This window comes from Chimaeribacter coloradensis, assembly GCF_002858715.1.
Lineage (GTDB): Bacteria > Pseudomonadota > Gammaproteobacteria > Enterobacterales > Enterobacteriaceae > Chimaeribacter > Chimaeribacter coloradensis.
In genome coordinates, this window is record NZ_PJZH01000010.1 from 37396 (window position 1) to 63424 (window position 26029).

Sequence of the window (26029 nt, forward strand, 5' to 3'; positions counted from 1 at the left end):
GTAGATTTTTCTTCAAGAAGAGTGTAGGCGATGCTCAAAATCAGAATGCTTAAAGCTGGCAACGGGGACTGTATTTTTATACAGACAGATTGTGAGTTTATCTTGATCGATGGAGGAACCGCGCAGTCTTTCAATGACTGGAAAGAGTGCATTATTGGACATGTAGCAAAAATTGATTCAATTATCGTTACACATATTGATAATGATCATATCAATGGAATAATAAAATTGCTTGACCATCCAGATTGCCCAACTATCGGCCAGGTATATTTCAATGGTGCTGAGCAGCTGTTTGGTAAACTGAATGAGTTTTCTCAAGCAGAGCGTAATGTTGAGATGAAACTACGTGCTCTCTCTGAAGAGTGTTCTGCTATTGAAGATAAAGAGCTAATTGGATATTCTGAAGGATCATCACTTTCTTATATATTATCCAGTAAAGGCATCGAGTGTAATCCGGTTGTCTCTGGTGGTGCTGTTTATCGGGGTGTATGCGAGTTTTTCGAAATTGGTTCTGTTAAATTTACTCTGATTAGTCCAATCCAAGATTCTCTTTACGAACTTCAACAGTTTTGGCAATGCAAATTATCAGAGCGAAGGATAAAGCCTCGCGTCATTAGTAAAGATTATTATGATGCTTTCGAAAAATACATCGGAGGATTAAGAGGGGAATTGAATGATAATCATAGAGTTTCCTCTATCAACCAATGCTCTATAGAAGCGCTAGCAAATACGAAATTTGAGGATGATACTTCACCAACGAATAGGAGTAGTTTTTCATTCTTAATTGAGTTTGATGGAAAAAGAATTCTTTATTTAGGGGATTGTAATGCGACTGTTGTTACTGATTGGTTAGAGCTACAAAGTGAGAAGATTTTAAATGTTGATATTGTCAAGATCTCTCACCATGGAAGCAAAAATAATACGAGTCTAGAGCTTCTAAGGCGAATAAATAGCCCGAAATACTTCATTAGCACCAATGGTAATTCGCATGGACACCCAGACCTAGAAACTTTAGCAAGAATTGCTTTTGTTAATAGTAATAAAGAAATCGAGATATATTTTAATTATGCTCTTGATGTAATACCAGACTGGTTCGTCGCTGACATTGAAAAAAACTATCCAATGATAAAGCTTTTAATGAGTTCTTGTGAGGTGGAACTATGACAAATAGAATATTAGAAGAGTTTAATCTTGAATGTATATATATACTCAATGCCTTGTTACCCAATAATTCAACAATGCGAGGGACATGCTTTTCTATAGCAAACGATCTGTTGTTAACGGCGAATCATGTTGTAAATGGCGCTTCATCAATAAAAATATTTCTCTCAAGTGATTTATTTTCTCTTGGACAAGGGATTGATGCTGAATGCATTTATAGCAATGAAAGTTTAGATATGGCTATATTAACTGTACCTGAAGGGACGATAAATACCGCAATACCGCTTTATTCAACCGCTGTTAATCTGGATAGTGATGTTAAATCTTGCGGCTATCCTGTAGAGAAAGAGCATTACCATGCACCTATCAGGGTTAAAGTAACAAACACATTTTCACATATGAGTAGTCGTGAATATAGTTTTGAAGTTTCCCAATCTAATACAGTTACTAAATACAGTGGTATGTCCGGTTCACCGATAATGCATGAGCAATATTGCATAGGGATTTTGCTAGTTCAACAAGGGGGAAATACACTATATGCATTATCTGTAAAAGATTTTCTTATTGATGCTGGTATGCAAGATATAGTGAAAAAATACGATGTAAAGATAACAGTACAAGATGGAGTTGAATACAAATCACCTGATTACCCTTCCTCACCATTTAAGTATTGTATCAATTGCAATGCGGATCATCCAAATATCAAAGGGATTGATATAGGTTTTACAATGAAACAATGGAATATAAGCGAGTTCACTGAATCTGTATATGATTGGATCATAGATTATTCTTTGTCACATAAAGAAAAAACCAATTTTAATGGAAGTGATAGGAGTCTATTCAAATATGCTAGATCTCATTATCCTGTTGATGATTTAAATGCTTTAGGTGACCTTTGTTTACATATAGCGATCCGAGAGTCTTACTCGACAATCCCAATAATGAATAAAGTCTTCGATGTGAACAATAAAACTTTCTCATGTACTCATGCCGTGCTTAATTTTGATGGGATTGAACTTTGGATTGGCGCGTCCGCGGTTACTCAAAGTATTGAGGAAGCAACTCTGTCTGCAATTGAAAGTATTAAATATATATTGGATGTTAAGTCGATAAAAAACAGATTGATTATGCTCACGTCGGAAATAGATGATTCATGGCCTCATAGAGAAAAATTAAAACGACTAGCAGATTCTAATTTGGAATTAGAAGAAAGATTCGATAAAATAATAATTCCAGTATTCATAATGCATGATAGTGAGTTAATTAAAAATTATAACAAAGATGATTTCTTACTCCTGTTCAATGAAAAGGTTGCTAGTTGCAGAGAACTATTACAAAAAGATACAGAGGGAAGTATCATTAACTTAATTGATCTTCGGGTTTTTTATTTCCCAGTTTCGGATATTAATGAAGTTAATAGTGCTTTGCAGAAGGAACTAAACTCATGAGCCAGTGGTACCAAGAAGCTAAGACTAAATTGAATAATCCAATGTTTTCACAATGGGATGATTTTTTATTATCTTTAGTAAACGAATTCAACGGACATGTTAATGAGTCATTAGTTCAGGATATTGTTATTAGGGCCATGGAACGTAAAAGTGAAATGACCAATGGTTTCATTTTGGACCATATCCTCGGTGAATTAGGACTTTTCCCTTACATTGATAATAATAGTACATCGAAAGATGAATTTAGGAAGGCTATATTCACTACTCCGCAGGATGAAACAAAGGTTTTCCACATTCGCCAAGCTGAAGTTTTTCACAGAATCATGACTGGTGAAAATGTAATATTGAGTGCGCCAACAAGTTTTGGTAAAAGCCTCATTATTGAAGCTTTGATTGCTAGCAACGAATTCAACAATGTAGTAATAGTTGTTCCAACAATTGCTTTGATAGATGAGTTAAAGAAAAAACTCTATAAGTATAAAGATAATTACAAGATCATCACTCAAGTGTCACAACAACCGAGTGAGCGAAATGTTTTTATTCTTACACAAGAAAGAGTTTTAGAATATAGCATAAGCTCAGTCGACTTCTTTATTATCGACGAATTTTACAAGCTTGCACCATCAAGTAAAAATGACGAGCGTTGTGATCGACTCAATCTAGCATTTAAGGAGCTATATTCAAAGTGCAAGAGATTTTACATGCTAGGACCACGAATAAATGGTCTTTTTTCAGGAATCGAGCAGGAATTAAGATGTATTTTTCTAAGGTTTGATTCGTATACCACAGTAGCAACTAATGAGTTTTACCATAAGCTAAAAACCACTGGTGCTGATGCAAAGGTTGATGTTGAAAGAGATGAAATCCTAAAAGATATTTTATCAAATGTCGGTAGGAATGAACAAACAGTCATTTATTGTAAATCACCCAAAAGAGTTAGTTCGCTAATGTGCCGATTGCTTGCGGCTAATATACTTTCTCCTGATAATGCAAATAATGATCTTGCTAGTTGGCTTTCTGTAAATTTCCATGATAAGTGGTCATTGATTGACGGCTTACGGCATGGGATTGCCTACCATCATGCACAGCTCCCAAGGGCTGTAGGTTCATTAATTGTGGATTTGTTTAATGAATCAAAAATAAACATTCTAATTTGCACATCGACTTTAATAGAAGGTGTAAACACTAATGCCAAAAATATTATTATCTACGATGATTGTATCACCAGAAGAACCAAGTTGGATATGTTTACGTTCAATAACATATCTGGTCGTTCTGGACGGATGTTTGAGCATTATGTTGGGAATGTTTTTATTTTTGGTGAAAAACCACAAATTGAACTTCCATATATAGATATTCCTGTTGTAACTCAGAGTGAAAATGCGTCAGAGTCATTACTACTACATTTAGGTCAAGATGTTAATGATGAGAATAAAAATAGAGTGAGAAAGTTTTATGAGCAAGATGTGCTCCCTATGCAAATATTACTTAAACACCAAGGTATTGATCCAAACAAACTTATAAGTTTTGCGGAAAAATTAATCGAAAAATGTAATGCGTGGAATCCATTGATGCGCTGGGATAGCATTTATCCTACATCTAATGAATTGCTGCATCTCTCAAACATATTATTTGATAACTTTAATGTGTCTTCGATGGGAGGAGGTACAGTTAGAAGTGCTTCACAGCTTCATAAAAAACTTTGTGATGTTATAAATAAAGTGGACGATAAAACACTGATTCTCGAGGATTTTAATTTCTGGGGAGGAAGGGATAAAACCTATACCATAGATGATGCTGTGCAATCTGTATTCAATTTTAAGAAAAGTCTTGTTAATTATAATTTGCCTATAATAATTTACGCTGTTAGTGATATTCAGGAGGTAATATTCAAGAGGTTTGGGTATACATATGGGGATTACAAACCTTTTGCATCTACATTAGAGAATTTTTATTACCCTGCAGCAGTTAACTCTCTTGAGGAGTTCGGTGTGCCAAATCAAATCGCAAAAAAAATAATCAACAACAATCACTTTGATAATGCCGATGATATCGACTCAGTTATTAATGCTCTGATTTTAAAAGATAAAGACTCTTATACATACTTAACTGATTTTGAGATTGGTTTTATAAGAAAAGCTCTGTCTTACATGTAGGTTGTTTGTAAAATAAGCATGGCAGTAATTGCTGTCATGCTTTGGTTTTTATCTTTGCAGCAAGTTATTTAGATGTAAGTTAGTAGATTATCTTTGCTTTACCATTTTGCCGCCAATGTTTAAACGGAGGTTATGGATAAAAAATTAGTAGTTCCTCGTTAAGCACTTTTTAATTAAGTGAATATTCATAGCTGTATGAAGACATTACCAACATCGCGGTGTATTAATCAACGAGGAACAGGTCAACATTTTACGTAGTAACGTAGATTATAAATCGGCGCATGCATTCTCACACTAGGCGAATCTAAAGCGGACGCTCATGAGGGTATCGGCCAGATAATCTTTACAGTCTGGACTTCCAATAATTACAAGCAATAGCTACCATGCGGGTGAGTGGTGATTATCGTGAAGCCACCCCTCCACCCGTCGTACCCAGCTTATCAGCGTTTAGTTGGCTGATCCTAACTTGAGCGAGCGAGAGAGAGAGAGCATATGCAGTCCGACCTTATTAAAAAAAGAATCATTGGTAACCTAATCGGCGAAGTCGTCGAGCTAGATGCTTCTTCTCTCGAGATCGTTGGACATAGTCTCATTGAATTGCTCGAGGAAAATCGCCTAATCCATCACGGGATTAATAAAGAATATCGGCCTGTTGGATACACCATCGACACCTTTTCGCAAGATTTCATGATCGCCGGTGAATACAGCGCAGAGAAAGAGTACTTTCATGGCAAGGTTAGCAAAGCGTCAGCCGGGCAAGATACAGAGGGCGCTATCCCCGAAGCCCCCGTTACGACTTACGCTAAGATCGAGAACGATATTCAGCATGTCCTTGATCATTCAGCAGGTAAGTTGCCCCAAAAAATCTATCTGATATGCAGCCAAGAGGAGCCAGAATCTTTTCGCGCGAAATTCAATAGCACGGCGATCGCTCAGGAACATAGAGAGCGGCTTAACATTCTTGATGCGCGCGAGTTGGCAAGGTTAATCTTCGAGTTCTCCACGCAGAATCAGACCGCGGCTGCTTTCTATACCAGTTTTTTCCCTGGTTTTTCCCAAGACCTTGACAACTATGCCTATTATGGCAGGGCTCCTGCATCATGTGAAAATCACGTCTCCGATGCTGCTATGGTGGTCGCAATACGGGACCACTTCGGTCAGGGGAACCGTGTTTGTCTGCTAACCGGCATCAGCGGCTCTGGTAAGACGCAGGCGACTATCGACTACCTCCATCAGGAAGGTACGCGTTACGAAAACTACTTATGGATTTCTGGGGGGGACTGGAAGCCGGACTCCTCGCTAAGTTCAGTTCAACGTGTTAGAGGTGGCGTGGCTGTCAATGTGGCGGGCATCTTCAATAACTATAAGACGTTACTTGTTATCGACAGCCTTGAGCGTGAGTTAGTTGAAAACTCTCTCGATGATCTCTCCAAGGGGTTCGAGCGAGGCGGTCATGTAATAGTAACTTCACAGCTCAACCCTGCGAGCAAATCAGTGCTTCATATGCCTACAGTCTCGACGGAGGTAGCTGCCGCTATTTTGGGCGAGGACAGTAATAAGCTAAGTGTAATTGCAGCAAAATTTATCGAGGCTTGTAGATTCTCTCCCCTTATTCTCGCAACTGTTCGTAAGTTAGTTGAAGCTGAAAACGTACCGCGCGAAGAAGTCTATGAAGAAATACTCGCCGAACCACAGGTCATTTCAGATAGTAATGGCGCAGCAATTATGGGCAATATCTTGCAGAGATTGGATTCAAGATATCTCATTGGTCTGCAAAAGATTGCAAACTCTGGATCATTCTCGAATGACTCCAAGTTTCTCGGGCATTTCCTGGGACACGCCGTGAAATCTCATCTGCAACGTCTGTCGATACTGAAACCGGCAGTCGCACCAGGACTTCTGTCAGTGCACGATCTCATCTGCCAAGCGGTTCGTGACAAACTAGATGCCGAATCCATAGCTTCCGCCGTCTCGCAGTATGTTGAAAAGCACTCGGGGGAGATGATCCCTAGTGTGATTAGACAGATTCACTTATGTGCATCTCAGCTTACGGAGAGCTATAAGCGACGTCAGATCCAGCAGCCAGATTGGTTGACTTACGCTTTGTTGCAACTGGATAGCGGACGTACTTTAGTACAAGATCAGGAGCTTCATCGCCGAAGTATTCACAGCGGAGCGCCATTGCAAGAGCTGCTTTGTGTCATCGACGCGCAAGAGGCATTTGCCTATTCACTGGATCATGACGAGCGACTCAAGTACTTCAGTGTTTTGGCAGAAGAATATGGCAAGGCTCAACAAGGAGATCCAACATCTGAAGTGAATCTCGAGCTTTTGCACCATACGGGTAAGGCATTGCGCCGATGCGGCAGATTTGATGAGGCTCTGAGCTGTTTTCAAAAGCTTCTTGAGATTCGTCCCGAGTGGCATGCAACTTATCTGCAGATTGCGCATATGGGGACACATAACGGTGCCGATGAATCAATTAAAATGGCTGGAGCACATGCAATGCAAACTCTTGTCGATCGAGTTATCACAGCTCCGTGGGATGTTCCATTACGAGTCTCATTAGCGTCCGTCGCGCGACTTCGCTCCTACAGGAAGGTTGCCAACGAGGCGGTGAGCAATATTGAGCAGGTGCAGGCTCTTGCCGATGTGATTGCTCTGTCGGCTTTAGAGGGACTTGACCAATTTTATGAGGCCTATCTTTCCTTCACCTCCATTTTTGCCTATCAGCATCCGGAGATTTGCGTCGCACTGGCTGAGGGATTCCCAGAGATTCTCTCCATGCCACCTGAATTGGTTGATAAGGGCCAATGGGTCAGTGCGTGCGAGTCGCTTGGTAATACTGCAGTAGCAGCAGGCAATGCAGGAAAGACTGATTTGCGCGACAGAATCACGGCGGCGGGGGTTGCATTTGCCACGGCACTGGGAAGTAAATCTGGAGTCAGAAGCTATGACGCACGCGCAATTGCCAAAATGTTCCTTTTCGCCGGGATGTCGGCTGAGGCGTTAGATACAATCTTGAAGATCCCTCTTGAAGTCCTCAACAGGGACCATTGGCTATTGTATCGCAAGGCTGAGGCAGAATTAGGTGTTGGTAAACTGGAGGATGGATTGAACAGCGCTGAACGTGCTCTTGTGCTTGCCAGAGACGATAGGAAAGGGCTTGAGCGCATCGCTAGTTATCATGATTTGCTTAGTAAATGCCACGAAGCATTGGGCGCAACAGAAGCTGCAATCGCGCAAACGGAGGCCGCGCTGGAAGCGTGCCAGGCAGGAAAGTATAAGAATGCATTGGCGGGGAGGTTGGAAGAGTTGAAGCGGCGATAAAGCCCCCATTAACCGGAAATTTAGGATTTTATTGGATCATTCTTGAACGGATGCACTTGGTCGTTTACTGCTTGTAGCTAAAAGCAGAAAACTGTCATGTGTATGCTGTCCTAACACAGTAGTTAATTCCTATCGTCCCTGATTTGACCCTAATATTGCGTTAGACAGTCGATTAGATTCTACTGTCGCTATATTCAAAATTGCTGATAAGTTCAGCATGATAATTACACGGAAATTTGATGAACATCTTTGAATTCGACCAAGGCAATGCTGGTGAGAACTTGGCTGCAAGTGTCCTATCTCTGGTTTTCAATGGAGAGGCTCTACGTGAGACCATGCGTGGAGAAGGAATAGGGGCCCTTGATCTTCAGTTGAAGTATCCAGTCAATTTTCCCAGCCCAACCCACGCACAAGTAGCAGTTCAAGTTAAAACCGGAACAAGCTTCGGGCGGTGGACGCCGACAAAAAATCGATGGCGCTTACAGAATATTGATAAAGATCACTTGAGAAAGTGGAAAGCTACCAATCAACCCGTAATTTTAATTTGGGTACGCCTTGATCCAGAAACAAAGATTTACTGGAAGCTCATCGACAAAAAAACGCCAATTGAGACCTTATCAGTATCCGAAAATCACATTCTGACCCCAGCATCCAGATTTGAAATCGAGCGACTTATTCATAAACAGCGCGAACCTATAAGTGGAATGGGAAGGTTTACCGTTCCAGTATTCACAACTACTGCTCAAGTACGAGAATGGTCTCGCCCTAAATTTTCTAAAATCCGAGGAATTGTATCTAGCTGCCTTGGAACGATATCTATCAGCAATTATGCATGGCGACATCTAACAAGAATAACACGAGCCCAATCGCATATTCGAGATAGCTTGACAGTCTTGCCATTTGCCAAACAAATACTCGGAAAAACTCCGCACCAGATCCAAACTCTGCCTGGAACAACAGTGCGGAATGGAAACAAGATCTTAGTAAACAGAAAAGTGCTGGCGGTGTATAGAAACATGCATTTCTCAGATAAAGGCAACTGCGTAGTATATGTAAGACTAGATGAGCAAATCATCTATGAAGACAACTGGAAGGAAAGAGCTTTGATTAGGCAGAAAGTCTTTCAAGAGCTTAGGCTGGAAAGCATTTATAGGAAAACAACGAAGAATTAGGGCGCGTCCCCCCTCTTCACAATCCTGTCCTACTTGCAGACATAAATGCCTTTAAGATCAAACACATACCTGAGAAGCGCGTGTAGGTATGATCGCGCGCGAGAGCCGGGGAGCGCGCGCTAAAAATACAGGATACACCGATTTTGTCAAGAGAAGGCTCGGGCTATACTTGCAAAGCGAAGAGACCTTTTGCGTCAAAGCTGATCACTCTGATTCGATTGTAATCTACCTAATAAACCGGTCAGAGCTAAAGCTATTTTTTACAGGGAAACTAGCCAATCAAACCAGTCCAACTAGAAACTTAGCCAACGAGTTTGAACACCCTCTTCCCGGTTTCAACACTACTTCCGCTGTCGGCCTTGCTTACCAAATCAGCCCACCATTGCATCATCGGTCGCCGTTGCTCAAGATAATCACTACGGTTATAAGCGCGACGTACCTCATTTTTGTCTACATGAGCCAGTGCTGCTTCGATGACATCAGGCGGAAATCCTTCCTCATTGAGTGCCGTACTAGCGATAGAACGTAAACCGTGTGATACGAGTACGCCCCCTAAGCCAGCACGCTTAAGTGCGGCATTAACTGTTTTGCTGTTCATTGGCTGGGTTGGTTTGATGCGACTGGGAAAGATAAACTCTCGGCCACCACTGAGTGACTTCATCATTTCCAGAATAGAAAGAGCCTCATCGGATAGTGGAACCGTATGGTCCCGGTTCATCTTCATTCGAGCTGCAGGAATTTTCCATTCGCTAGCATTGAAATCGATCTCATCCCATCGAGCCTCAGCGGCTTCGGCAGGGCGGGTGATGGTGAGAAGTTGCCACATGAAAAGGCATCTTGTGGACAAGCTGATACTTGCCGTACGCATAGTCTGCATTAGCTGCGGAAGTTGATCCGGGCGGATGCTTGGCATGTTTTTCTTTTGCGGTTTCTCAAATGCTTTTCCGATATTTACACTGGGAACTGCATCAATCAGGCCTGTGTTCTGCGCATAAATCATGACTTCGTTAATACGCTGACAAAGGCGGCGAACAGTCTCTAATGCACCTCTTGCCTGAACCGGCTGAACTGCTTTAACCAAAGTATGAGCCTTAATCTCGGTGACACTGATATCACCGATTGCTGGGAAAACATCTCTCTCAAGCGAGCGCCAGATATCGTCGGCATAATCTTCGGTTACGCTGGCTTTCTTCACATTCCACCAACGCTCGGCAACTAACAGGAAAGTGTTGGTTTTGGCCTCTTGAGAATTTCTCACCTGTTCTTTCTGATGTTCCAGAGGATCAATGTCTTTCGCCAATAAAACTTTAGATTCGGCTCTGAGTTTACGAGCATCAGAAAGCGAGACGGCAGGGTAGGCACCGAAGCTCTGTTTGGTTCGCTGTTTGGTTAGAGGTCGGTAGTAACGGAACTGCCATAGCTTACTGCCGCTGGACTTGATTAATAGAGTAAGCCCGTCACCATCATACAGCTGGTAATCGGCATCTTTAGGTTTGGCGGCTTTGATTTCCGTATCAGTTAACGGCTTGGTTTTTCTTGCCATGGGGAGTCTCCATGCGTTTAGGCCCAACGAAAACCATAGAACTTTTCGTTGGGCCTATCAATGGGCCTAAAAGGTTCGGATTTAATTAGTTCTCTTCGGACTTCGCGGGACAAATTCAAGGCACAAAAAAGCCCGCAGGGCTTGCGCCGTGCGGGCTCTTAGGACTTCATCGGATGACTCTGGTAATCACCGATGGAGAATTTTGGTGGAGCTGGGGGGATTTGAACCCCCGTCCGAAATTACTACACCGTCGGTACTACATGCTTAGTCCGTCTTTACATTCGCCTGCCAGCTGCGGAAGGACACGCCACTGACAAACTAGCTTGATTAGTTTTAGCGCTTCAACCCCAAGCTAGGTCTCCACGCGATCTCTTTTGGGTTTGACCTCTCTTGATCCCCGTCCTAAGAGCGGAGGCTAGGGAGAGAGGGCTCTCAGCAGGTTATTAAGCTGCTAAAGCGTAGTTTTCGTCGTTTGCGACTATTTTTTTGCGGTTTTTTAGCGAGGCCTACCGCACCTCGGCATGCACCTTGGGTTTCGCAAATCCCGTCGAATCCAGAATCAGCCCCAAGTACTATCGGTAAGTATACCAGAACTTTACCATGCAACGCCAGTCACTTAACGGTTTGCATTTTTCATGATGCGCGCTTTGTCTACCTGCCACTCGCGTGTGCGGGTGTCTTCACGCTTATCATGCTCTTTTTTACCTTTTGCCACGCCAATTTTGACTTTCGTCCAGGCGTTTTTCCAGTAGAGCGACAGGGCCACGATGGTATAGCCATCGCGGTTGACTGCGCCGAACAGGGAGCTGAGCTCTTTGCGGTTAAGCAGCAATTTACGGGTGCGCATAGGTTCACACACCACATGTGACGAGGCAACGTTGAGCGGCGTAATGGTGGCACCAAACAGAAACGCTTCGCCATCGCGGAAAACGACGTAGCTGTCACTGAGGTTGGCTTTACCAGCACGCAGCGATTTAACTTCCCATCCTTGCAACGCAAGACCGGCCTCGATCTCTTCTTCAATGAAGTATTCGTGGCGGGCGCGCTTGTTCATCGCAATGGTCGCGGAACCGGGTTTATGTGCTTTTTTCTTAGTCATAGTGGTCGTTATTATACCGCATGGCGTGGCGAATGAAATCCCTTGAGCCAGAAGCGCTTAGCCTTTTTATGCTCATCTTAGCCTTTAAGGATAAGCAGTTTTTTGTCACAGGGCAGATAAATGTTATTATCTGTACGTTTTATGACACACAGGAAATGATATGCCTCAGATCAGCCGTTCTGCGTTGGTGCCCTTCAGCGCTGAGCAAATGTACCAGTTGGTAAACGATGTTAATTCCTATCCGGAATTTTTGCCAGGCTGCACCGGCAGCCGGGTGCTGGCCGAAGGGCCAACCGAGATGATGGCGGCCGTTGATGTCGCAAAAGCGGGCATCAGCAAAACCTTTACCACGCGCAATCTGCTCTCCAGCAATCAGAGCATCAAAATGCAGCTGGTTGACGGCCCCTTCCGCAAGTTAATGGGCGGGTGGCATTTTATCCCGTTGAGCCCGGAAGCGTGCAAAATCGAGTTTAACCTGGATTTTGAGTTCACCAACAAGTTGATTGAACTGGCGTTTGGCCGGGTCTTTAAAGAGTTGGCGGGCAGTATGGTTCAGGCATTTACGCAACGTGCAAAAGAGGTCTACAGTGCCTGAAATCCGTGTCGAGGTGGTGTATGCCCTGCCGGAACGCCAGTATCTCCGCAGTATCAAGCTGGAAGAGGGCAGCAGCGTTGAGCAGGCCATTGTCGCATCCGGCCTGCTTGAGCAACGCCCCGAGATCGATTTGACCGTTAATAAAGTCGGCATTTATAGCCGGCCGGTCAAATTGGCGGACAAAGTCAACGAAGGCGATCGGGTCGAAATTTACCGGCCGTTGATTGCTGACCCGAAAGAGCTTCGCCGCCAGCGGGCTGAACGGGCAAAAAAATAAGGTGCCGGAAGGCACCTTTTTTATCGTCTTCAACTCACCGGCTGCCGTAACATGCGGCAATCATGCTCAGTCTTTCTGGCCTGTCAGCGACGCTTTATTATCCATATTGGTCAGCACACCGCTGCTGTCAAAGGTCAGCGTCAGCGTCTGTTGTGACACATCTTCATGCCCTGGCTGCTGACGGAAAACATAGAACCAGGTGTTGTTTCCAAACGGGTCCTGCAGCATCGGCGTACCCAAAACATAAGCCACTTGCTGCTTGGTCATGCCGGTATGAACCTTGGCTACGTCAGCGGGAGACAAGTAGTTCCCCTGATTGATGTCAGGCCGGTAAACCACCTTTTCCAGTGTGGAACAGCCTGCGGTAAGCATAACAAGTACCACAGCGGCGGCAGTCAGCAATTTACAGCGCATAGTAATCACATTCCTTTAGGGCATAAGATGCCGATGATAATAAACCTTTCGGCAGTTGGGAACCTTTACGAACCCCCTGTATGACCACAGGAAAGCAAAAAAGTTAACTTTTCTATGCCGCCAGTAACTCTTTGGCATTCGCCAGCGTGTTACGGGTCACTTCACTGCCGCCCAGCAGGCGCGCCAGCTCTTGCAGACGGGCGCGTTTATCGAGCCGCACCATCGTGGTTTCGGTGGCTTCACCATCGGTCTGTTTGCTGACGAAGTAGTGCTGATGCCCACACCCCGCCACCTGCGGCAGGTGGGTCACACACATGACCTGTGCCGATTCACCCAACTGGCGCAGCAGCTTACCGACGATGGCCGCTGTCGGGCCGCTGATGCCGACGTCCACTTCATCGAAGATCAGGGCCGGGGTATCCATCTTACGGGCGGTAATCACCTGAATGGCCAGGGCGATACGGGAGAGCTCACCACCGGAGGCCACTTTCGCCAGGGCCTGCAGAGGCTGGCCGGGGTTGGTTGTCACCTGGAACTCAATATGGTCCGCTCCTTCAGCACTCAGGTGTTCCGGATTAAAAGTAATGTTAATCAGGAATTTGCCGTGCGGCATGGAGAGCGCCTGCATACTCTGGGTAATCAGGGTGGTGAGTTCATCAGCATAGGCGCGGCGTTTTTCGCTCAACTGGCCGGCAATCTCTGCCGCTTTACGGTGATGGCGGGTAACCGCTTCGCTCAGCTCTGCCTGGTCGTTCTCCTGATCTTCCAGCGCCTGCTGTTCATCCAGCAGCTGTTGGTAGAGCAGCGGCAGCTCCTCCGGGGAGACGCGGTGTTTGCGCGCCAGCGAGAGCTGGCGGGAGAGGCGCTGTTCCAGTTCATACAAGCGGTTCGGGTCAAGATCCAGGCGCTCGCTGTAATGGCGCAGCTCATCACTCGCTTCACTGATCTGGATAGAGGCCTCTTCCAGCATGGAGAGCAGCTCGCCCATTTTTTCATCGAGTTCAGCCAGCTCACTCAGCTGGTTTTTTGCCGTGTAGAGCTGGCTGAGAATGTTCTGGTCATCACCATCCGCCAGCAGGTAGAGCGTCTGCTGACTCAGGGAGAGCAACTGCCCGCTGTTGGCCAGGCGTTTGTATTCGCTGTCAATTTGCTCATATTCGCCCATGACCGGCGAGAACTCGTTCAGCTCTTTCAGCTGGTAATGCAGCAGCTGGCGGCGCGACTCACGCTCGCTCATCAGCTGTTGATGCTGGGCCAGGGCGCGGCAGCTCTGGTGCCACTCCTGATAGGCCTGGCGCATGGAGGCCATCAGCCGCGGCTCATCTGCGTAGGCATCAAGCAAGGATTTCTGATGTTCCGGGCGCAGCAGCAACTGGTGGGCGTGCTGGCCGTGGATCTGAATGAGATGCTGGCCCAGTTCACGAAGCTGTGAGAGAGGTACCGGTGTGCCGTTGATAAAGCCGCGTGAGCGGCCATCCGCACCAATGGTACGGCGCAACAGGCACTCATTGCCCTCATCCAGCTGATTTTCAGCCAGCCAGTCACGGGCGGAAGGGGTATCGGCCAGGGTAAAGCGGGCGCACAAATCTGCGCGTGCCGCACCGTTACGTACCATGCTGCCATCCGCGCGGCTTCCCAGGCAGAGGCCCAGCGCGTCAATTGCAATCGACTTACCCGCACCGGTTTCACCGGTAATCGCGGTCATTCCTGTCTGAAAATCAATGTCCAGCTCACGGACAATTGCAAAATTACTGATAGTGAGTTGAGCCAGCATAGCCACCTTCCTGTACATAACTACAGATCTGTAATTGCGTACAGTATAATCTGGAATAATATCCAGTAAAGTGGGGAATGCGCTTTTCAGAACAATTTTTTCGACCAGCCGAGCTTGGTGCTCAATGTGTTGAAATAGCTGTAATCTTTAGGATGAATTAAATTCAGGTGGAAGGCACTGCGGCGGATCATCACCTCTTCCCCCTCCTGGATCGGCAACGCAATCTGGCTGTCACAGCTGATCTCGAGATCGCTGCCGATCTGCGAAAATTTCAGGTGAATGGTGCTGCTGCTGTTGATCACCAGCGGGCGGGCGGAAAGGGTATGGGGGAACATCGGCACCAGGGCGATCGCGTCCAGCGTGGGGGTCAGGATCGGGCCGCCGCCGGAGAGGGAGTAGGCCGTGGAGCCGGTGGGCGTGGAGATGATCAGGCCATCCGAACGCTGCGAAAAGGCGAAGCGGTCATCGATATAGACCTCGAATTCGATCATGTGCGCCACTTTGCCGGGGTGCAGCACCACTTCGTTGATGGCGGTACCGATGCGGCAGTGATCGTTGCCGCGCCTGACCTGCGCTTCCAGCAGGAAACGCTGCTCATCGAGGTAGTGGCCCTCCAGCACATCGGCCAGTTGCTGCTGGGCGTTATCCGGGTCAAGATCGGTGAGAAAACCGAGGTTCCCGCGGTTTACCCCAATGACCTTGATGTCATAACGGGCCAGGACGCGCGCCGCGCCGAGCATATTGCCGTCACCGCCGACCACCACGGCCAGGTCGGCCTGCTGGCCAATCTCTGCCAGCGTACCGGTGGCGGCGTGCGGCAGTTTCAGTTCCTGCGCCACCTGGCGCTCAAGAATAACGTCATACCCCTTGCCGCGAAGCCAGTGGTACAGCATCTCATGCGTGGCCAGGGCAGAAGGGTGGCGCGGGTGACCGACGATGCCGATACGCTCAAATTTAGTACTCATTGTCTCACTGGTCCTCAGTATGGGGTTTTGTCCCACACATTGTGAACGGTTCCCTTGAAACCCGGGTTTTGATCCCCATAATAAGCGAACTAGCAAGTGTAATGCTAAAACGCGGAGAATTTCATGAGTAGTAAAGAACAGAACACAGCAAACGAGCAAGTCTCGGATGAGATGGAAAAAGATCAGGATCTGCACGCGGAAGCTGGAACCGAGACGGCAGGCGACGTCGATCCGCGTGACGCCCGTATTGCTGAGCTTGAAGCACAACTGAAAGAAGTTCAGCAACGCGAGCGTGAAAGCCTGCTGCGCGCCAAGGCTGAAGCGGAGAATATCCGTCGTCGTTCTGAACTGGACGTCGAAAAAGCGCATAAATTTGCGCTGGAAAAGTTCTCCGGTGAACTGCTGCCGGTCATCGATAACCTGGAGCGCGCGCTGGATCTGGCGGACAAGTCCAACAGTGAGCTGGCCTCTATGATCGAAGGCGTGGAGCTGACGCTGAAATCCCTGCTGGATTCCGTACGCAAGTTTGGTATCGAAGTGGTGGGTGACACCAATGTGCCGTTTAACCCGGAAGTGCATCAGGCGATGACCCTGATGGAGTCCGAGGAACACGAGCCAAACCACGTCATGATGGTGATGCAGAAAGGGTATACGCTGAATGGCCGCCTGCTGCGCCCTGCCATGGTCGCCGTCTCAAAAGCCAAAGCGTAATTGAGATGAAAAAGGCACCCCCGGGTGCCTTTTTCATGGCCGTTGCCGGGCGGGCGTCAGTCGAGCTTTTCCGGCAGCACCGGCGTCCAGTCGATGGGCTGCAGCCCTTGCTTCTCCAGCAGCGCGTTGGTCTGGGAAAAGTGGCGGCAGCCGAGGAACCCACGGTGCGCCGAGAGCGGTGACGGGTGCGGCGCTTTCAGCACATGGTGGCGCTGGGTGTCGATAAAGCTGCCTTTCTTCTGCGCATGTGACCCCCAGAGTAAAAACACCACACCTTCGCGGTGTTCGTTGATGGCGGCAATTACGCGGTCGGTGAACGTTTCCCAGCCCAGCCGCGCATGGGAGTGGGCCTGCCCGCGCTCGACCGTCAGCACCGTATTAAGCAGCATTACCCCTTGTTCAGCCCAGCTCTGCAAACAGCCGTGCTCCGGCCGGTTGAAGCCCGGGATATCACTCTGCAGCTCTTTGTAGATGTTCACCAGCGACGGCGGCACCGGTACGCCCGGCCGTACGGAGAAGGCTAAACCATGCGCCTGATTTGGCCCGTGGTACGGGTCCTGCCCCAGAATCACTACCCGCACATCATTCAGTTCGGTGAAACGGAATGCGTTGAACACCTCTTTCTGCGGAGGGTAAATGGTTTTGCCTGCGGCACGCTCCGCGGCTACAAATGCCAGCGTTTCCTGAAAATAGGGCTGCTCTTTTTCCTGGCCAATCACGTCATGCCAAGTGAGTGAGGTGGGCATTCACGCTCTCCTTTGTTTTTGCAGATAATCTGTTGACTATAGAGTACCTGCATCCGCTTACCAGTAAAACGGCTGAAACCGCGATATCTCCCTCATACCTGTTTGTTAGCCCCCACATCTTTGATCATTTACAAAAGTCTTGTGTATCCGCGCCCTGGCTATTTTGATTAAAAACAAAAAGTTGCCTTGAACTAACTTTCCCGGTCTGGAAATTATTGATTTTAATCAAAGAAGGGGGATTTTTGCGCTGGTATATAGGGGGAAGAAGGGCGGTTTTCCCCTATAAAACCGCGGGTAAATTATCCGGGCGGCGTCAGGTTGCCCTATGGAGGTAAAGATGATTACAGGTATTCAGATTACTCAGGCTGACAACGCGGCACTGGTGAACTCTTTCTGGCTGCTGGACAGCGAAAAAGAGGAGGCGCGCTGCCTGTGCGCCAAAGCGGAATACCAGGAAGACCAACGTGTTCCCCTGCGGGAGCTGGGCCAGATTGAATATCGCGAAGTACCGGTAGATGTGCAGCCGACTGTTCGCGTGGAAGGCGGCCAGCACCTGAATGTGAACGTGCTGCGCCGTGAAACCTTGCTGGATGCGGTCGAGCACCCGGAGAAATACCCGCAGCTGACGATTCGTGTGTCCGGTTATGCCGTACGCTTTAACTCCCTGACGCCGGAACAGCAGCGCGATGTGATCGCCCGGACCTTTACCGAAAGCCTGTAACGGCGATTTCACCCAGTACACACATAAAAAAGGGGAGCTTCCGCTCCCCTTCCGCTATCCCACGTATTATTCGCCCGCTGTGCCGGTTGCGGCTTTGGGCTGACGGCGTTTACCGACGTTTTTGGCATCGCGCTGGCGCACTTTGGCTTTCGGCTTGGCTTTGGCCTGCTTTTTCTCCGCTTCGCGTTTCGCCAGCACCTTCTTCGACGGCTTACCGTTGCTCTTCTCGTTCGGCACTTTGCTGGTCGGGCGCAGCTCATCAATCACGCGCGGCTTCAGCGGCTCATTAAGATAACGGCCGATTTTACCCAGCAGCAGGTGATCGTGCGCTTCCACCAGCGAGATCGCACACCCTTTGCGGCCCGCGCGGCCAGTACGGCCGATACGGTGCAGGTAGGTGTCCGCGGTGCGCGGCAAGTCGAAGTTGAACACATGGCTGACATCATTGATGTCCAGGCCACGCGCGGCGACGTCAGTGGCGACCAGCACATTCACGCGCCCGTCCGTCATGCGTTTGACGGCTTCGTTGCGCTTGGCCTGCACCATTTCCCCTTCGAGGTAACAGGAGTTGATCCCGGCTTCACGCAGCCAGCTTACCATCTCATGCACACGGTCACGGGTGCGGACAAACACAATCGACTTCTGCACCTCAGGCTGTTTCAGCAGGTGGCAGAGCAGGGCAGTTTTATGCGCCAGGTTATCGGCCCGGTAGTACCACTGCAGGATTTTTTTGCGCTCGCGGCGTGACGGGTCAGCTTCAATCTCAACCGGGTCCTGCAGCAGGCGCTCGGCGAAGTCGCGGATGGCATCGCCTTCCAGCGTCGCGGAGAAGAGCATGGTCTGCTTTCTCCAGCGCGTTTCGCCGGCAATTTTCTCAATGTCCTCGGCGAAGCCCATGTCCAGCATACGGTCTGCTTCATCCAGGATCAGCGTTTCCACTGCGCGGCAGTCGAAATTCTCTTCCTTAATATATTGCAGCAGGCGGCCGGTGGTGGCGACCACGATATCCTGATTCTCGCTGAAGACTTCGGCGTGGTTCATGTACGCGACACCGCCGGTAATGGTGGCGATATCCAGGGAGGCGTGGGCCGCCAGTTCGCGCGCCTGGTCGGCAACCTGCATCGCCAGTTCGCGGGTCGGGGTCACAATCAGGATGCGCGGCGGGCCGGATTTCCGGCGTGGGAAATCCAGCAAATGCTGCATAACCGGCAGCAGAAACGCGGCGGTTTTGCCGGTGCCGGTGGGTGCCGAACCCAGAACGTCACGGCCGTCCATCGCGGGCGGGATCGCCTCAGCCTGGATAGCGGTGGGGCGGTCGTAGCCTTTATCGCGCAGGGCGGCGAGCAGGCGTTCGTCTAGATCGAGTTCGGAAAAAGTGGTTGCTGTCATGGTCTACCTCTACGTGGGGCGCCGATTATAGACGGGTTAGGCGCGTTCTTCACCTATTTAAGCCGCAGGGCGCGCTTTTACTCTGTTAACGATTATCCTATGCTACGCAGGTTTTGTCGTGCTGCGCCCGGTTAAGGCGCCCCTGGATCTGACCTGGAAGAACCTGTGACTACCCAAGCTACCCCCGCTCCCGCCTTGCGCCGCAACGGTTTTACCTTTAAACAATTTTTTGTTGCCCACGATCGCTGTGCGATGAAAGTCGGCACCGACGGCGTGCTGCTCGGGGCCTGGGCACCCGTAGAAAATGCACGGCGGATTCTGGATATCGGCACGGGCAGCGGGCTGATTGCGCTGATGCTGGCGCAACGCACGTCACCAGATTGTGCGATTGATGCCGTGGAACTGGATGCCGATGCCGCAGAACAGGCGCGGGAAAACGCCGGTGCCTCGCCCTGGGCAGAGCGGATCAGGGTGCAGGCGGAGGATATCCATCAGGTGGCGCGGGATAACCCGGCACGGTATGGGCTGATCGTCAGCAACCCACCCTATTTTGAACCGGCTGTGGCCTGCCGGGATGCCGCAAGAACCCAGGCACGCTACACCGGCACGCTGAGCCATGACGCTCTGCTGGCGTGTGCGGCGGCGCTGCTGGAAGAGGGCGGGCTGTTCTGCGTGGTGCTGCCGTATGAGATTGGCGAGCGCTTTATCACCACGGCACAGTCAGGCGGCTGGCACCCGGCCCGGCGGGTGGAGATTCGTGACCGGCCGGGCAAGCCGCTGCACCGGATGCTGCTCGCCCTGTCGCGTACGCCGGTCACGCCCGTTACAGAGGCGCTGGCCCTGCGCGATGAGGCGGGCAACTACAGTGCAGCCTTCCGCCAGATGATTACCGATTTCTATCTGTTTTATTAATGCTTAACCAAGTCTGATTTAGTCAGCGTGGCCGGGCAGGGTAGGGCAGAGCACGGTCGGCACCGGCGTCGCCAGCTGGCCCGGGTAGTCGAGCGTGAAGTGCAGCCCCCGGCTCTCTTTGCGCAGCAGGGCGCTGCGGACAATCAGCTCGGCAACCTGCACCAGGTTGCGTAATTCCAGCAAATTATTGGAGATACGGAAGCGCGCGTAATATTCATCAATTTCCTGCTGGAGCAGGGTGATGCGGCGCAGGGCGCGCTCCAGCCGTTTGGTGGTACGCACGATGCCCACGTAATCCCACATAAACAGCCGCAACTCGTGCCAGTTATGCTGAATCACCACTTGCTCATCAGCGTTGTCGACCAGGCTCTCATCCCAGGCGGGCAGGGTGCCCGGCTGCGGGGTCTGTGCCAGACGCGTGAGAATATCGTCAGCGGCCGACCAGCCATACACCAGGCACTCCAGCAACGAGTTAGACGCCATGCGGTTCGCGCCGTGCAGCCCGGTATAACTCACCTCACCAATTGCGTACAGCCCGTCGAGATCGGTCCGCCCCTGGTGGTTAACCATCACTCCGCCGCAGGTGTAGTGCGCGGCCGGCACCACCGGGATCGGCTCCCGCGTCAGGTCGATGCCCAGTGACAGCAACTTCTCATAAATCGTAGGGAAGTGTTGCAGAATGAACTCCCGCGGCTTGTGGCTGATGTCGAGATACATGCAGTCGGCACCTAGCCGTTTCATCTCATGGTCGATGGCGCGGGCGACGATGTCCCGCGGGGCCAGCTCGGCCCGGGGATCGATCTCCGGCATAAAGCGGCTGCCGTCAGGCCGGATAAGGTACGCCCCTTCGCCGCGTAACGCCTCTGTCAGCAGGAAGTTGCGCGCCTGCGGATGAAACAGGCAGGTCGGGTGGAACTGATTAAACTCCAGATTGGCTACCCGGCAACCGGCACGCCAGGCCATGGCGATGCCGTCACCGGAGGAGATGTCCGGGTTGGTGGTATACTGGTAAACTTTGGCGGCCCCGCCGGTTGCCAGCACGACGGCCCCGGCGCGGAAGGTCATCACCGACTCGCTGTCACGGTTCCAGACATAGGCTCCCACCACCCGCTCCGGCCCGCCCAGCCCGGCTTTGCGGGCGGTGATCAGGTCTACCGCGTTATGCCGTTCCAGCACGCAAATATTGGGGTGCGAACTTGCTTTCGCCACCAGCGTGGTTTCTACTGCCTTGCCGGTGGCATCGGCTGCATGAAGAATGCGCCGGTGGCTGTGGCCGCCCTCGCGGGTCAGGTGATAACGCGCGTCACCGGCTGCATCTGCCTCGGTATCAAAACAGACGCCCTGATCAATCAGCCATTGCACGCAGTGGCGGGCATTCCCGGCAATAAACTCCACCGCCTGCCGGTCACACAGCCCCGCCCCGGCGTCCAGGGTGTCTTCAACATGAGACGCAATGCTGTCAGCCTCATCAAAGACCGCGGCGATACCGCCCTGCGCGTAGCGCGTCGCCCCTTCGCTGAGCGGGCCTTTGCTGAGAACGGTAACACGGCAATGCGCAGCCAGGCGCAGCGCCAGGGAGAGCCCCGCCGCGCCACTGCCGATGATCAGGACGTCGCTGACATGTTCAGAAGGAGATGACATAGCGTATGATGTTGTGCAGAAGAAGAGTGGAAATCATGTTAGCCTACTTATTCGGGCAAAAGCCACGTGCTTGAGTCGTCAACAGAAAAATCAGAGTGATGCGGAACTCTGTGTACCGTATAAACTCCAAGCAGGTGCTTGCTCAGGAAAAAAGATGATGGCTGGCAGTACAATTTTACGCGTGGAAACAGGTTTGGGGAGAATTTACCTCGGATGAGCGAGCAGTTTACGGATCAGGTTCTGGTTGAGCGGGTCCAGAAAGGAGATCAAAAATCGTTCAATTTACTGGTGATCCGTTACCAGCATAAAGTGGCGAGTCTCGTTTCCCGCTATGTACCCCAGGGCGATGTGCCGGATGTGGTACAGGAATCGTTTATAAAAGCATACCGCGCACTGGAATCCTTCCGGGGAGACAGTGCTTTCTACACCTGGTTATACCGTATCGCCGTGAACACGGCTAAAAATTATCTGGTCGCTCAAGGGCGCCGGCCACCGGCCAGCGACGTTGATGCCAACGACGCAGAAAACTTTGAAAGTGCAGGCGCATTGAAAGAAATTTCGAACCCTGAGAATTTAATGTTGTCTGAGGAGTTACGACAAATAGTTTTCCGCACTATTGAATCACTCCCTGAAGACCTCCGCATGGCGATTACCCTGCGGGAACTGGATGGCCTGAGCTATGAAGAGATAGCGGCCATTATGGAGTGCCCGGTAGGCACGGTGCGATCCCGCATCTTCCGCGCTCGGGAAGCTATTGATAATAAAGTCCAACCGCTGATTCAGCGTTAGTATAGCGGGCACAGGAAGGGTACTAAGGCATGCAGAAAGAACAGCTTTCCGCTCTGATGGATGGTGAAGCGCTTGATTCCGAATTGTTGAATGCATTAGCAAACGACAAAGCGCTTCAGAACCGCTGGCAGAGCTATCATCTGATCCGCGACACAATGCGGGGCGATCTGGGTGAGGTGATGCATCTGGATATTGCTGCCCAGGTGGCCGCCGCCATTGAGAAAGAACCGGCCCGCCTGGTTCCTCAGGCGATCCCGGAAGCTCAGCCGCAACCGCAGACCTGGCAGAAGATGCCGTTCTGGCACAAAGTGCGCCCGTGGGCCAGCCAGCTTACGCAAGTCGGCGTGGCAGCCTGTGTCTCCCTGGCAGTGATTGTCGGCGTGCAGCACTACAATCAGCCTGAAGGCAGCAGCGCTTCCCCGGAGACGCCGGTCTTCAACACCCTGCCGATGATGGGGGGCAAGGCGTCCCAGGTCAGCTTCGGTGTGCCGAGCGAAAACACGGCGGCTAACGGCGGTCAGCAACAGCTTCAGGAGCAGCGCAAACGTATCAATGCTATTTTGCAGGATTACGAATTGCAGCGCCGTTTGCATTCTGATCAGCTGCAGCTGGACTCCGCGAGTCCGCAGCAGGCCGCTGTTCAGGTTCCAGGAACTCAGTCTTTAGGAATGCAATCGCAGTAATGAAGCATTTTTGGTTTGCCGTGAGCGTGCTGACAGGCAGCCTGATTTATCCCTCCATCGCCCCGGCGCAGACTGCGTCCGGGGCGTTGTTGCAACAGATGAACAGCGCTAGCCAGACCCTTGATTATGAAATCGCATTTATCAGCATCAGCAAGCAGGGAATAGACTCTTCACGTTATCGTCATGTGCAGCTGGGGAAAGAGTCCTACGCCCAGTTGTTGCAGATGGACGGCCCGCGCCGGGAGATTGTGCAGCGCGGCAACGAGATCAGCTATTTTGAAGCGGGCCTGGAGCCCTTTACCCTCACCGGCGATCATATTGTTGACGCCCTGCCGGCCCTGGCCTTTTCCGACTATGGGCAGCTGGCAAAATATTATGACTTTATTCCGGTGGGCCGCGCCCGTATCGCCGACCGCGCCAGCGAAGTCATCCGGATTGTGGCGCGTGACGGTACACGTTACAGCTACATTGTCTGGATTGACGAAGAGACGAAACTGCCGCTGCGGGCCGATCTGCTGGACCGCGATGGCGAGACCCTGGAGCAGTTCCGGGTCATCTCCTTTGTCTCTGGCGATCAGGTTGAACAGGCGCTGGGCGGGCTGAAGAAAGCGCAACTGCCGCCGCTGCTCTCTATTCCGGCCACTGACAGGGTGAACTTCAGCTGGGAGCCGAAATGGTTGCCGGCCGGGGTAACGGAAGTGTCACGCAGCCGCCGCACGTTGCCAAATCTGCCCGTTCCGATAGAATCCCGGCTTTACGCCGATGGGTTATTCAGTTTTTCGGTGAACGTCAGCACTTCCGGCAACCCGACGTCTGAACAGTTTGTCCGGCAGGGGCGGCGCACGGTACACACTGAAATCCGCGATGGCCGCGAAATCACGGTAGTGGGCGAACTGCCGCCTTCCACGGCCAAACGCATTGCTGACAGCATTGTGCTGACCCGGCCGCAATAAGGTATTCCGCTATGATGAAAGAATGGGCCACGGTGATTTCGTGGGAGAAAGGGGTCGCGCTGTTACGGTGCGATCCTCAGGCTGGGTGCAGCAGCTGCAGCGCGCGCGGCGGTTGTGGAACCCGTACGCTGAATAAGCTGGGGCCACAGCCTGACCACCATCTGCAGGTGGAAATCGAACAGCCGCTCGAGCCGGGTCAGAAAGTAGAGCTGGGCATCACGGAAGGCAGCCTGTTGCGTTCCGCTTTGCTGGTGTATATGACGCCGCTGGCGGGGGTTCTGCTGGGCGGTGGCCTGATGCAGATGGGCTTCAACAGCGATCTTTTTGCTTTGCTGGGCGCAGTCATCGGCGGCACTGCGGGCTTCCTGACCGCGCGCTACCTGGCAAAACATACCACGAATGAGCAGAGCTACCAGCCGGTGGTGCTGCAGGTTGGCCTGCCGCCGACCGCCTTCCGTATGCAGAATGACCTCTCCTGATCTCTCTTAACGCGCCGCGGCCTGTGGCGCATTAACACGTTTTATACCTTTCCCCTGTTTTCGCAGCCGATGCCTGCAAAGAACCGCTTACTTCATGCAGCAGCCTGATCAGGTACGAATCGGGATCCGGCTCTGGATCATATGCTCAATCAGCGCAATAAACAGATCGGCACTGAACAGCGAGATATAGGGGATAGAGAACAATACCCGGTCCTGGGCATCCAGCAATTCAATGGCGTCACCCGGCCCACCTGACACAATATGGTGCACCTCATCAATCGGGATCATCTGGTCTTCTGTGCTGAGTGACAGGGCGCTCAGCCGCAGCTGCTTCTCTTTCATCATCAGGAAATTACGTGACAACAGCCTTTTCAGCAGGCTGCGGCTGGGGCAAAGATAAAAAAAGCTCACATGGCCGTCATTGGCCAGCATGGTCAGGGCGGCCGGACCACGGTGAATCAATTGCTGATTGATAATCACCTCAATCAAACGGGCTGACCCGGCGACATTCGGGGAGATCTTATTCCAGGCGCTGTATATATCCGTGCGGAAAGCCAGAGCATTGATTAATTTGCCGGTATAGTTACCGCTGCGGTAACGGTAAATATCACAGATTCTTTCAAAAGGAATAAAGTGATCCTTTTGGTCATGCTGATTAATCACCAAAATACCGTTTTCATGCAGCTGGTAGGTCTGTTTGGGTTTAATGAGATGACGCAGGAACATTAATGTAATGCCCAGCACGACACAGGCCATACCTGCCAACAGCGTGAACTGAACCCGGTCATCCTCTGCGCGTTCTGCGGTGAGCAAAAACAGAAACAGTACCGCCCCCGCCAACATCAGTAACGCAGAAATGACAATGGTTATCCACGAGTTGGTTTTAGCAAAACCATGGCGGCTGAGTAACCGTCCTTCCTCGATCATAACGGGTATCCTTGTAACCTGAATAATTTGAAAAAATCAAAATAATGGTGAAACCACGTTTAAAATCATTATTGTTTACGCTCTCCAGGCGAGTACTCTATCTAGTCTACTGTGGGTAAAGGTGTAAATGAGCATTATCCTAAA

23 protein-coding genes and 1 other RNA gene are annotated in these 26029 nt (G+C 50.2%); 14 read left to right on the forward strand and 10 right to left on the reverse strand.

Annotated features, from left to right (window positions below; translation table 11 throughout):
- Window positions 1-30 precede the first annotated feature (30 nt).
- From CYR32_RS11475 to CYR32_RS11495, 5 genes are all read left to right on the forward strand, one after another.
- Window positions 31-1164, forward strand: coding sequence for a ComEC/Rec2 family competence protein (locus tag CYR32_RS11475; RefSeq protein WP_101824534.1), 1134 nt, complete (start codon window positions 31-33; stop codon window positions 1162-1164).
- Window positions 1161-2609, forward strand: coding sequence for a Hachiman antiphage defense system protein HamA (locus tag CYR32_RS11480; protein ID WP_042844869.1), 1449 nt, complete (start codon window positions 1161-1163; stop codon window positions 2607-2609). The genes CYR32_RS11475 and CYR32_RS11480 overlap by 4 nt, the downstream gene beginning before the upstream one ends.
- Window positions 2606-4765: a DEAD/DEAH box helicase gene (locus tag CYR32_RS11485; protein ID WP_101824535.1), complete on the forward strand. Its 2160-nt coding sequence runs from the start codon at window positions 2606-2608 to the stop codon at window positions 4763-4765. The genes CYR32_RS11480 and CYR32_RS11485 overlap by 4 nt, the downstream gene beginning before the upstream one ends.
- Before the next feature lie 492 nt (window positions 4766-5257).
- Window positions 5258-8095: a tetratricopeptide repeat protein gene (locus CYR32_RS11490; RefSeq protein ID WP_101824536.1), complete on the forward strand. Its 2838-nt coding sequence runs from the start codon at window positions 5258-5260 to the stop codon at window positions 8093-8095.
- A 239-nt stretch (window positions 8096-8334) separates the two neighbouring features.
- Window positions 8335-9267 carry a DUF4365 domain-containing protein gene (locus CYR32_RS11495; RefSeq protein WP_042844865.1) on the forward strand — a complete coding sequence of 311 codons (933 nt, stop codon included), beginning with the start codon at window positions 8335-8337 and terminating at the stop codon, window positions 9265-9267.
- A 301-nt stretch (window positions 9268-9568) separates the two neighbouring features.
- Here the strand turns inward: CYR32_RS11495 and CYR32_RS11500 are convergent, their stop codons facing one another.
- The 3 genes from CYR32_RS11500 to smpB all read right to left on the reverse strand — a co-directional run bounded on the left by CYR32_RS11500 (window position 9569) and on the right by smpB (window position 11909).
- On the reverse strand, window positions 9569-10810 hold the full coding sequence (locus CYR32_RS11500) for an integrase (protein WP_101824537.1): 1242 nt from the start codon (window positions 10808-10810) through the stop codon (window positions 9569-9571).
- Between the two features lie 203 nt (window positions 10811-11013).
- Window positions 11014-11377, reverse strand: a transfer-messenger RNA (tmRNA) gene (gene ssrA / locus CYR32_RS11505).
- 49 nt (window positions 11378-11426) lie between these two features.
- Window positions 11427-11909 (reverse strand): SsrA-binding protein SmpB, encoded by a 483-nt coding sequence (gene smpB, locus CYR32_RS11510; RefSeq protein WP_101824538.1) that lies wholly within the window; start codon window positions 11907-11909, stop codon window positions 11427-11429.
- 160 nt (window positions 11910-12069) lie between these two features.
- On the opposite strand from smpB, the gene CYR32_RS11515 reads away from it, so the two are divergent.
- The gene (locus CYR32_RS11515; protein ID WP_101824539.1) at window positions 12070-12504 is read left to right on the forward strand and encodes a type II toxin-antitoxin system RatA family toxin; all 435 of its coding nucleotides are present in this window, start codon (window positions 12070-12072) and stop codon (window positions 12502-12504) included.
- Window positions 12497-12781 carry an RnfH family protein gene (locus tag CYR32_RS11520; protein ID WP_101824540.1) on the forward strand — a complete coding sequence of 95 codons (285 nt, stop codon included), beginning with the start codon at window positions 12497-12499 and terminating at the stop codon, window positions 12779-12781. Before CYR32_RS11515 ends, CYR32_RS11520 begins: the two co-directional genes overlap by 8 nt.
- A 66-nt stretch (window positions 12782-12847) precedes the next feature.
- Here CYR32_RS11520 and bamE read toward each other — a convergent pair whose 3' ends face one another.
- The 3 genes from bamE to nadK form a co-directional block, all read right to left on the reverse strand.
- Window positions 12848-13195 carry an outer membrane protein assembly factor BamE gene (gene bamE / locus CYR32_RS11525; protein WP_101824541.1) on the reverse strand — a complete coding sequence of 116 codons (348 nt, stop codon included), beginning with the start codon at window positions 13193-13195 and terminating at the stop codon, window positions 12848-12850.
- A gap of 112 nt (window positions 13196-13307) precedes the next feature.
- Window positions 13308-14969, reverse strand: coding sequence for a DNA repair protein RecN (gene recN / locus CYR32_RS11530; RefSeq protein ID WP_165698232.1), 1662 nt, complete (start codon window positions 14967-14969; stop codon window positions 13308-13310).
- An 86-nt stretch (window positions 14970-15055) separates the two neighbouring features.
- On the reverse strand, window positions 15056-15934 hold the full coding sequence (nadK, locus tag CYR32_RS11535) for an NAD(+) kinase (protein WP_101824543.1): 879 nt from the start codon (window positions 15932-15934) through the stop codon (window positions 15056-15058).
- Window positions 15935-16057: 123 nt separating this feature from the next.
- Here nadK and grpE point away from each other — a divergent pair, with 123 nt between their 5' ends.
- Window positions 16058-16645 carry a nucleotide exchange factor GrpE gene (gene grpE, locus CYR32_RS11540; protein WP_101824544.1) on the forward strand — a complete coding sequence of 196 codons (588 nt, stop codon included), beginning with the start codon at window positions 16058-16060 and terminating at the stop codon, window positions 16643-16645.
- Window positions 16646-16701: 56 nt separating this feature from the next.
- Here grpE and ung read toward each other — a convergent pair whose 3' ends face one another.
- Window positions 16702-17391 carry a uracil-DNA glycosylase gene (gene ung / locus CYR32_RS11545; protein WP_101824545.1) on the reverse strand — a complete coding sequence of 230 codons (690 nt, stop codon included), beginning with the start codon at window positions 17389-17391 and terminating at the stop codon, window positions 16702-16704.
- Window positions 17392-17728: 337 nt separating this feature from the next.
- On the opposite strand from ung, the gene grcA reads away from it, so the two are divergent.
- Complete coding sequence (gene grcA, locus CYR32_RS11550; RefSeq protein WP_101824546.1) at window positions 17729-18112, forward strand: autonomous glycyl radical cofactor GrcA; 384 nt, start codon at window positions 17729-17731, stop codon at window positions 18110-18112.
- Window positions 18113-18178: 66 nt separating this feature from the next.
- Here the strand turns inward: grcA and srmB are convergent, their stop codons facing one another.
- Window positions 18179-19501 carry an ATP-dependent RNA helicase SrmB gene (gene srmB, locus CYR32_RS11555; protein ID WP_101824547.1) on the reverse strand — a complete coding sequence of 441 codons (1323 nt, stop codon included), beginning with the start codon at window positions 19499-19501 and terminating at the stop codon, window positions 18179-18181.
- A 165-nt stretch (window positions 19502-19666) separates the two neighbouring features.
- Here srmB and trmN point away from each other — a divergent pair, with 165 nt between their 5' ends.
- On the forward strand, window positions 19667-20413 hold the full coding sequence (trmN, locus tag CYR32_RS11560) for a tRNA(1)(Val) (adenine(37)-N(6))-methyltransferase TrmN (protein WP_241523811.1): 747 nt from the start codon (window positions 19667-19669) through the stop codon (window positions 20411-20413).
- 18 nt (window positions 20414-20431) lie between these two features.
- Here trmN and nadB read toward each other — a convergent pair whose 3' ends face one another.
- Window positions 20432-22054, reverse strand: a complete 1623-nt coding sequence (nadB, locus tag CYR32_RS11565; RefSeq protein ID WP_101824548.1) for an L-aspartate oxidase — start codon at window positions 22052-22054, stop codon at window positions 20432-20434.
- 213 nt (window positions 22055-22267) lie between these two features.
- Between nadB and rpoE the strand changes: the two genes are divergently transcribed.
- The 4 genes from rpoE to rseC are packed head-to-tail and all read left to right on the forward strand — an operon-like array spanning window position 22268 to window position 24958.
- A complete protein-coding gene (gene rpoE, locus CYR32_RS11570; protein WP_072930403.1) occupies window positions 22268-22843 on the forward strand; it encodes an RNA polymerase sigma factor RpoE in 576 nt (191 codons plus the stop codon).
- A gap of 29 nt (window positions 22844-22872) precedes the next feature.
- Window positions 22873-23526, forward strand: a complete 654-nt coding sequence (gene rseA, locus CYR32_RS11575) for an anti-sigma-E factor RseA (protein ID WP_101824549.1) — start codon at window positions 22873-22875, stop codon at window positions 23524-23526.
- Window positions 23526-24479, forward strand: coding sequence for a sigma-E factor regulatory protein RseB (gene rseB, locus CYR32_RS11580; protein ID WP_101824550.1), 954 nt, complete (start codon window positions 23526-23528; stop codon window positions 24477-24479). Before rseA ends, rseB begins: the two co-directional genes overlap by 1 nt.
- Window positions 24480-24490: 11 nt before the next feature.
- Window positions 24491-24958, forward strand: coding sequence for a SoxR-reducing system protein RseC (gene rseC / locus CYR32_RS11585; RefSeq protein WP_101824551.1), 468 nt, complete (start codon window positions 24491-24493; stop codon window positions 24956-24958).
- Window positions 24959-25066: 108 nt separating this feature from the next.
- Here rseC and CYR32_RS11590 read toward each other — a convergent pair whose 3' ends face one another.
- Window positions 25067-25885 (reverse strand): hypothetical protein, encoded by an 819-nt coding sequence (locus CYR32_RS11590; RefSeq protein WP_101824552.1) that lies wholly within the window; start codon window positions 25883-25885, stop codon window positions 25067-25069.
- Window positions 25886-26029: the final 144 nt, after the last annotated feature.

Coding starts and splice junctions, on each gene's coding strand:
- rseA (WP_101824549.1), top strand. CDS start 22,873: ATGCAGAAAGAACAGCTTTCCGCTCTGATGGATGGTGAAGCGCTTGAT.
- rseB (WP_101824550.1), top strand. CDS start 23,526: ATGAAGCATTTTTGGTTTGCCGTGAGCGTGCTGACAGGCAGCCTGATT.
- CYR32_RS11500 (WP_101824537.1), bottom strand. CDS start 10,810: ATGGCAAGAAAAACCAAGCCGTTAACTGATACGGAAATCAAAGCCGCC.
- CYR32_RS11480 (WP_042844869.1), top strand. CDS start 1,161: ATGACAAATAGAATATTAGAAGAGTTTAATCTTGAATGTATATATATA.
- recN (WP_165698232.1), bottom strand. CDS start 14,969: ATGCTGGCTCAACTCACTATCAGTAATTTTGCAATTGTCCGTGAGCTG.
- CYR32_RS11475 (WP_101824534.1), top strand. CDS start 31: ATGCTCAAAATCAGAATGCTTAAAGCTGGCAACGGGGACTGTATTTTT.
- rseC (WP_101824551.1), top strand. CDS start 24,491: ATGATGAAAGAATGGGCCACGGTGATTTCGTGGGAGAAAGGGGTCGCG.
- CYR32_RS11515 (WP_101824539.1), top strand. CDS start 12,070: ATGCCTCAGATCAGCCGTTCTGCGTTGGTGCCCTTCAGCGCTGAGCAA.
- nadB (WP_101824548.1), bottom strand. CDS start 22,054: ATGTCATCTCCTTCTGAACATGTCAGCGACGTCCTGATCATCGGCAGT.
- nadK (WP_101824543.1), bottom strand. CDS start 15,934: ATGAGTACTAAATTTGAGCGTATCGGCATCGTCGGTCACCCGCGCCAC.
- rpoE (WP_072930403.1), top strand. CDS start 22,268: ATGAGCGAGCAGTTTACGGATCAGGTTCTGGTTGAGCGGGTCCAGAAA.
- CYR32_RS11485 (WP_101824535.1), top strand. CDS start 2,606: ATGAGCCAGTGGTACCAAGAAGCTAAGACTAAATTGAATAATCCAATG.
- grpE (WP_101824544.1), top strand. CDS start 16,058: ATGAGTAGTAAAGAACAGAACACAGCAAACGAGCAAGTCTCGGATGAG.
- CYR32_RS11590 (WP_101824552.1), bottom strand. CDS start 25,885: ATGATCGAGGAAGGACGGTTACTCAGCCGCCATGGTTTTGCTAAAACC.
- grcA (WP_101824546.1), top strand. CDS start 17,729: ATGATTACAGGTATTCAGATTACTCAGGCTGACAACGCGGCACTGGTG.
- ung (WP_101824545.1), bottom strand. CDS start 17,391: ATGCCCACCTCACTCACTTGGCATGACGTGATTGGCCAGGAAAAAGAG.
- bamE (WP_101824541.1), bottom strand. CDS start 13,195: ATGCGCTGTAAATTGCTGACTGCCGCCGCTGTGGTACTTGTTATGCTT.
- smpB (WP_101824538.1), bottom strand. CDS start 11,909: ATGACTAAGAAAAAAGCACATAAACCCGGTTCCGCGACCATTGCGATG.
- CYR32_RS11490 (WP_101824536.1), top strand. CDS start 5,258: ATGCAGTCCGACCTTATTAAAAAAAGAATCATTGGTAACCTAATCGGC.
- CYR32_RS11495 (WP_042844865.1), top strand. CDS start 8,335: ATGAACATCTTTGAATTCGACCAAGGCAATGCTGGTGAGAACTTGGCT.
- srmB (WP_101824547.1), bottom strand. CDS start 19,501: ATGACAGCAACCACTTTTTCCGAACTCGATCTAGACGAACGCCTGCTC.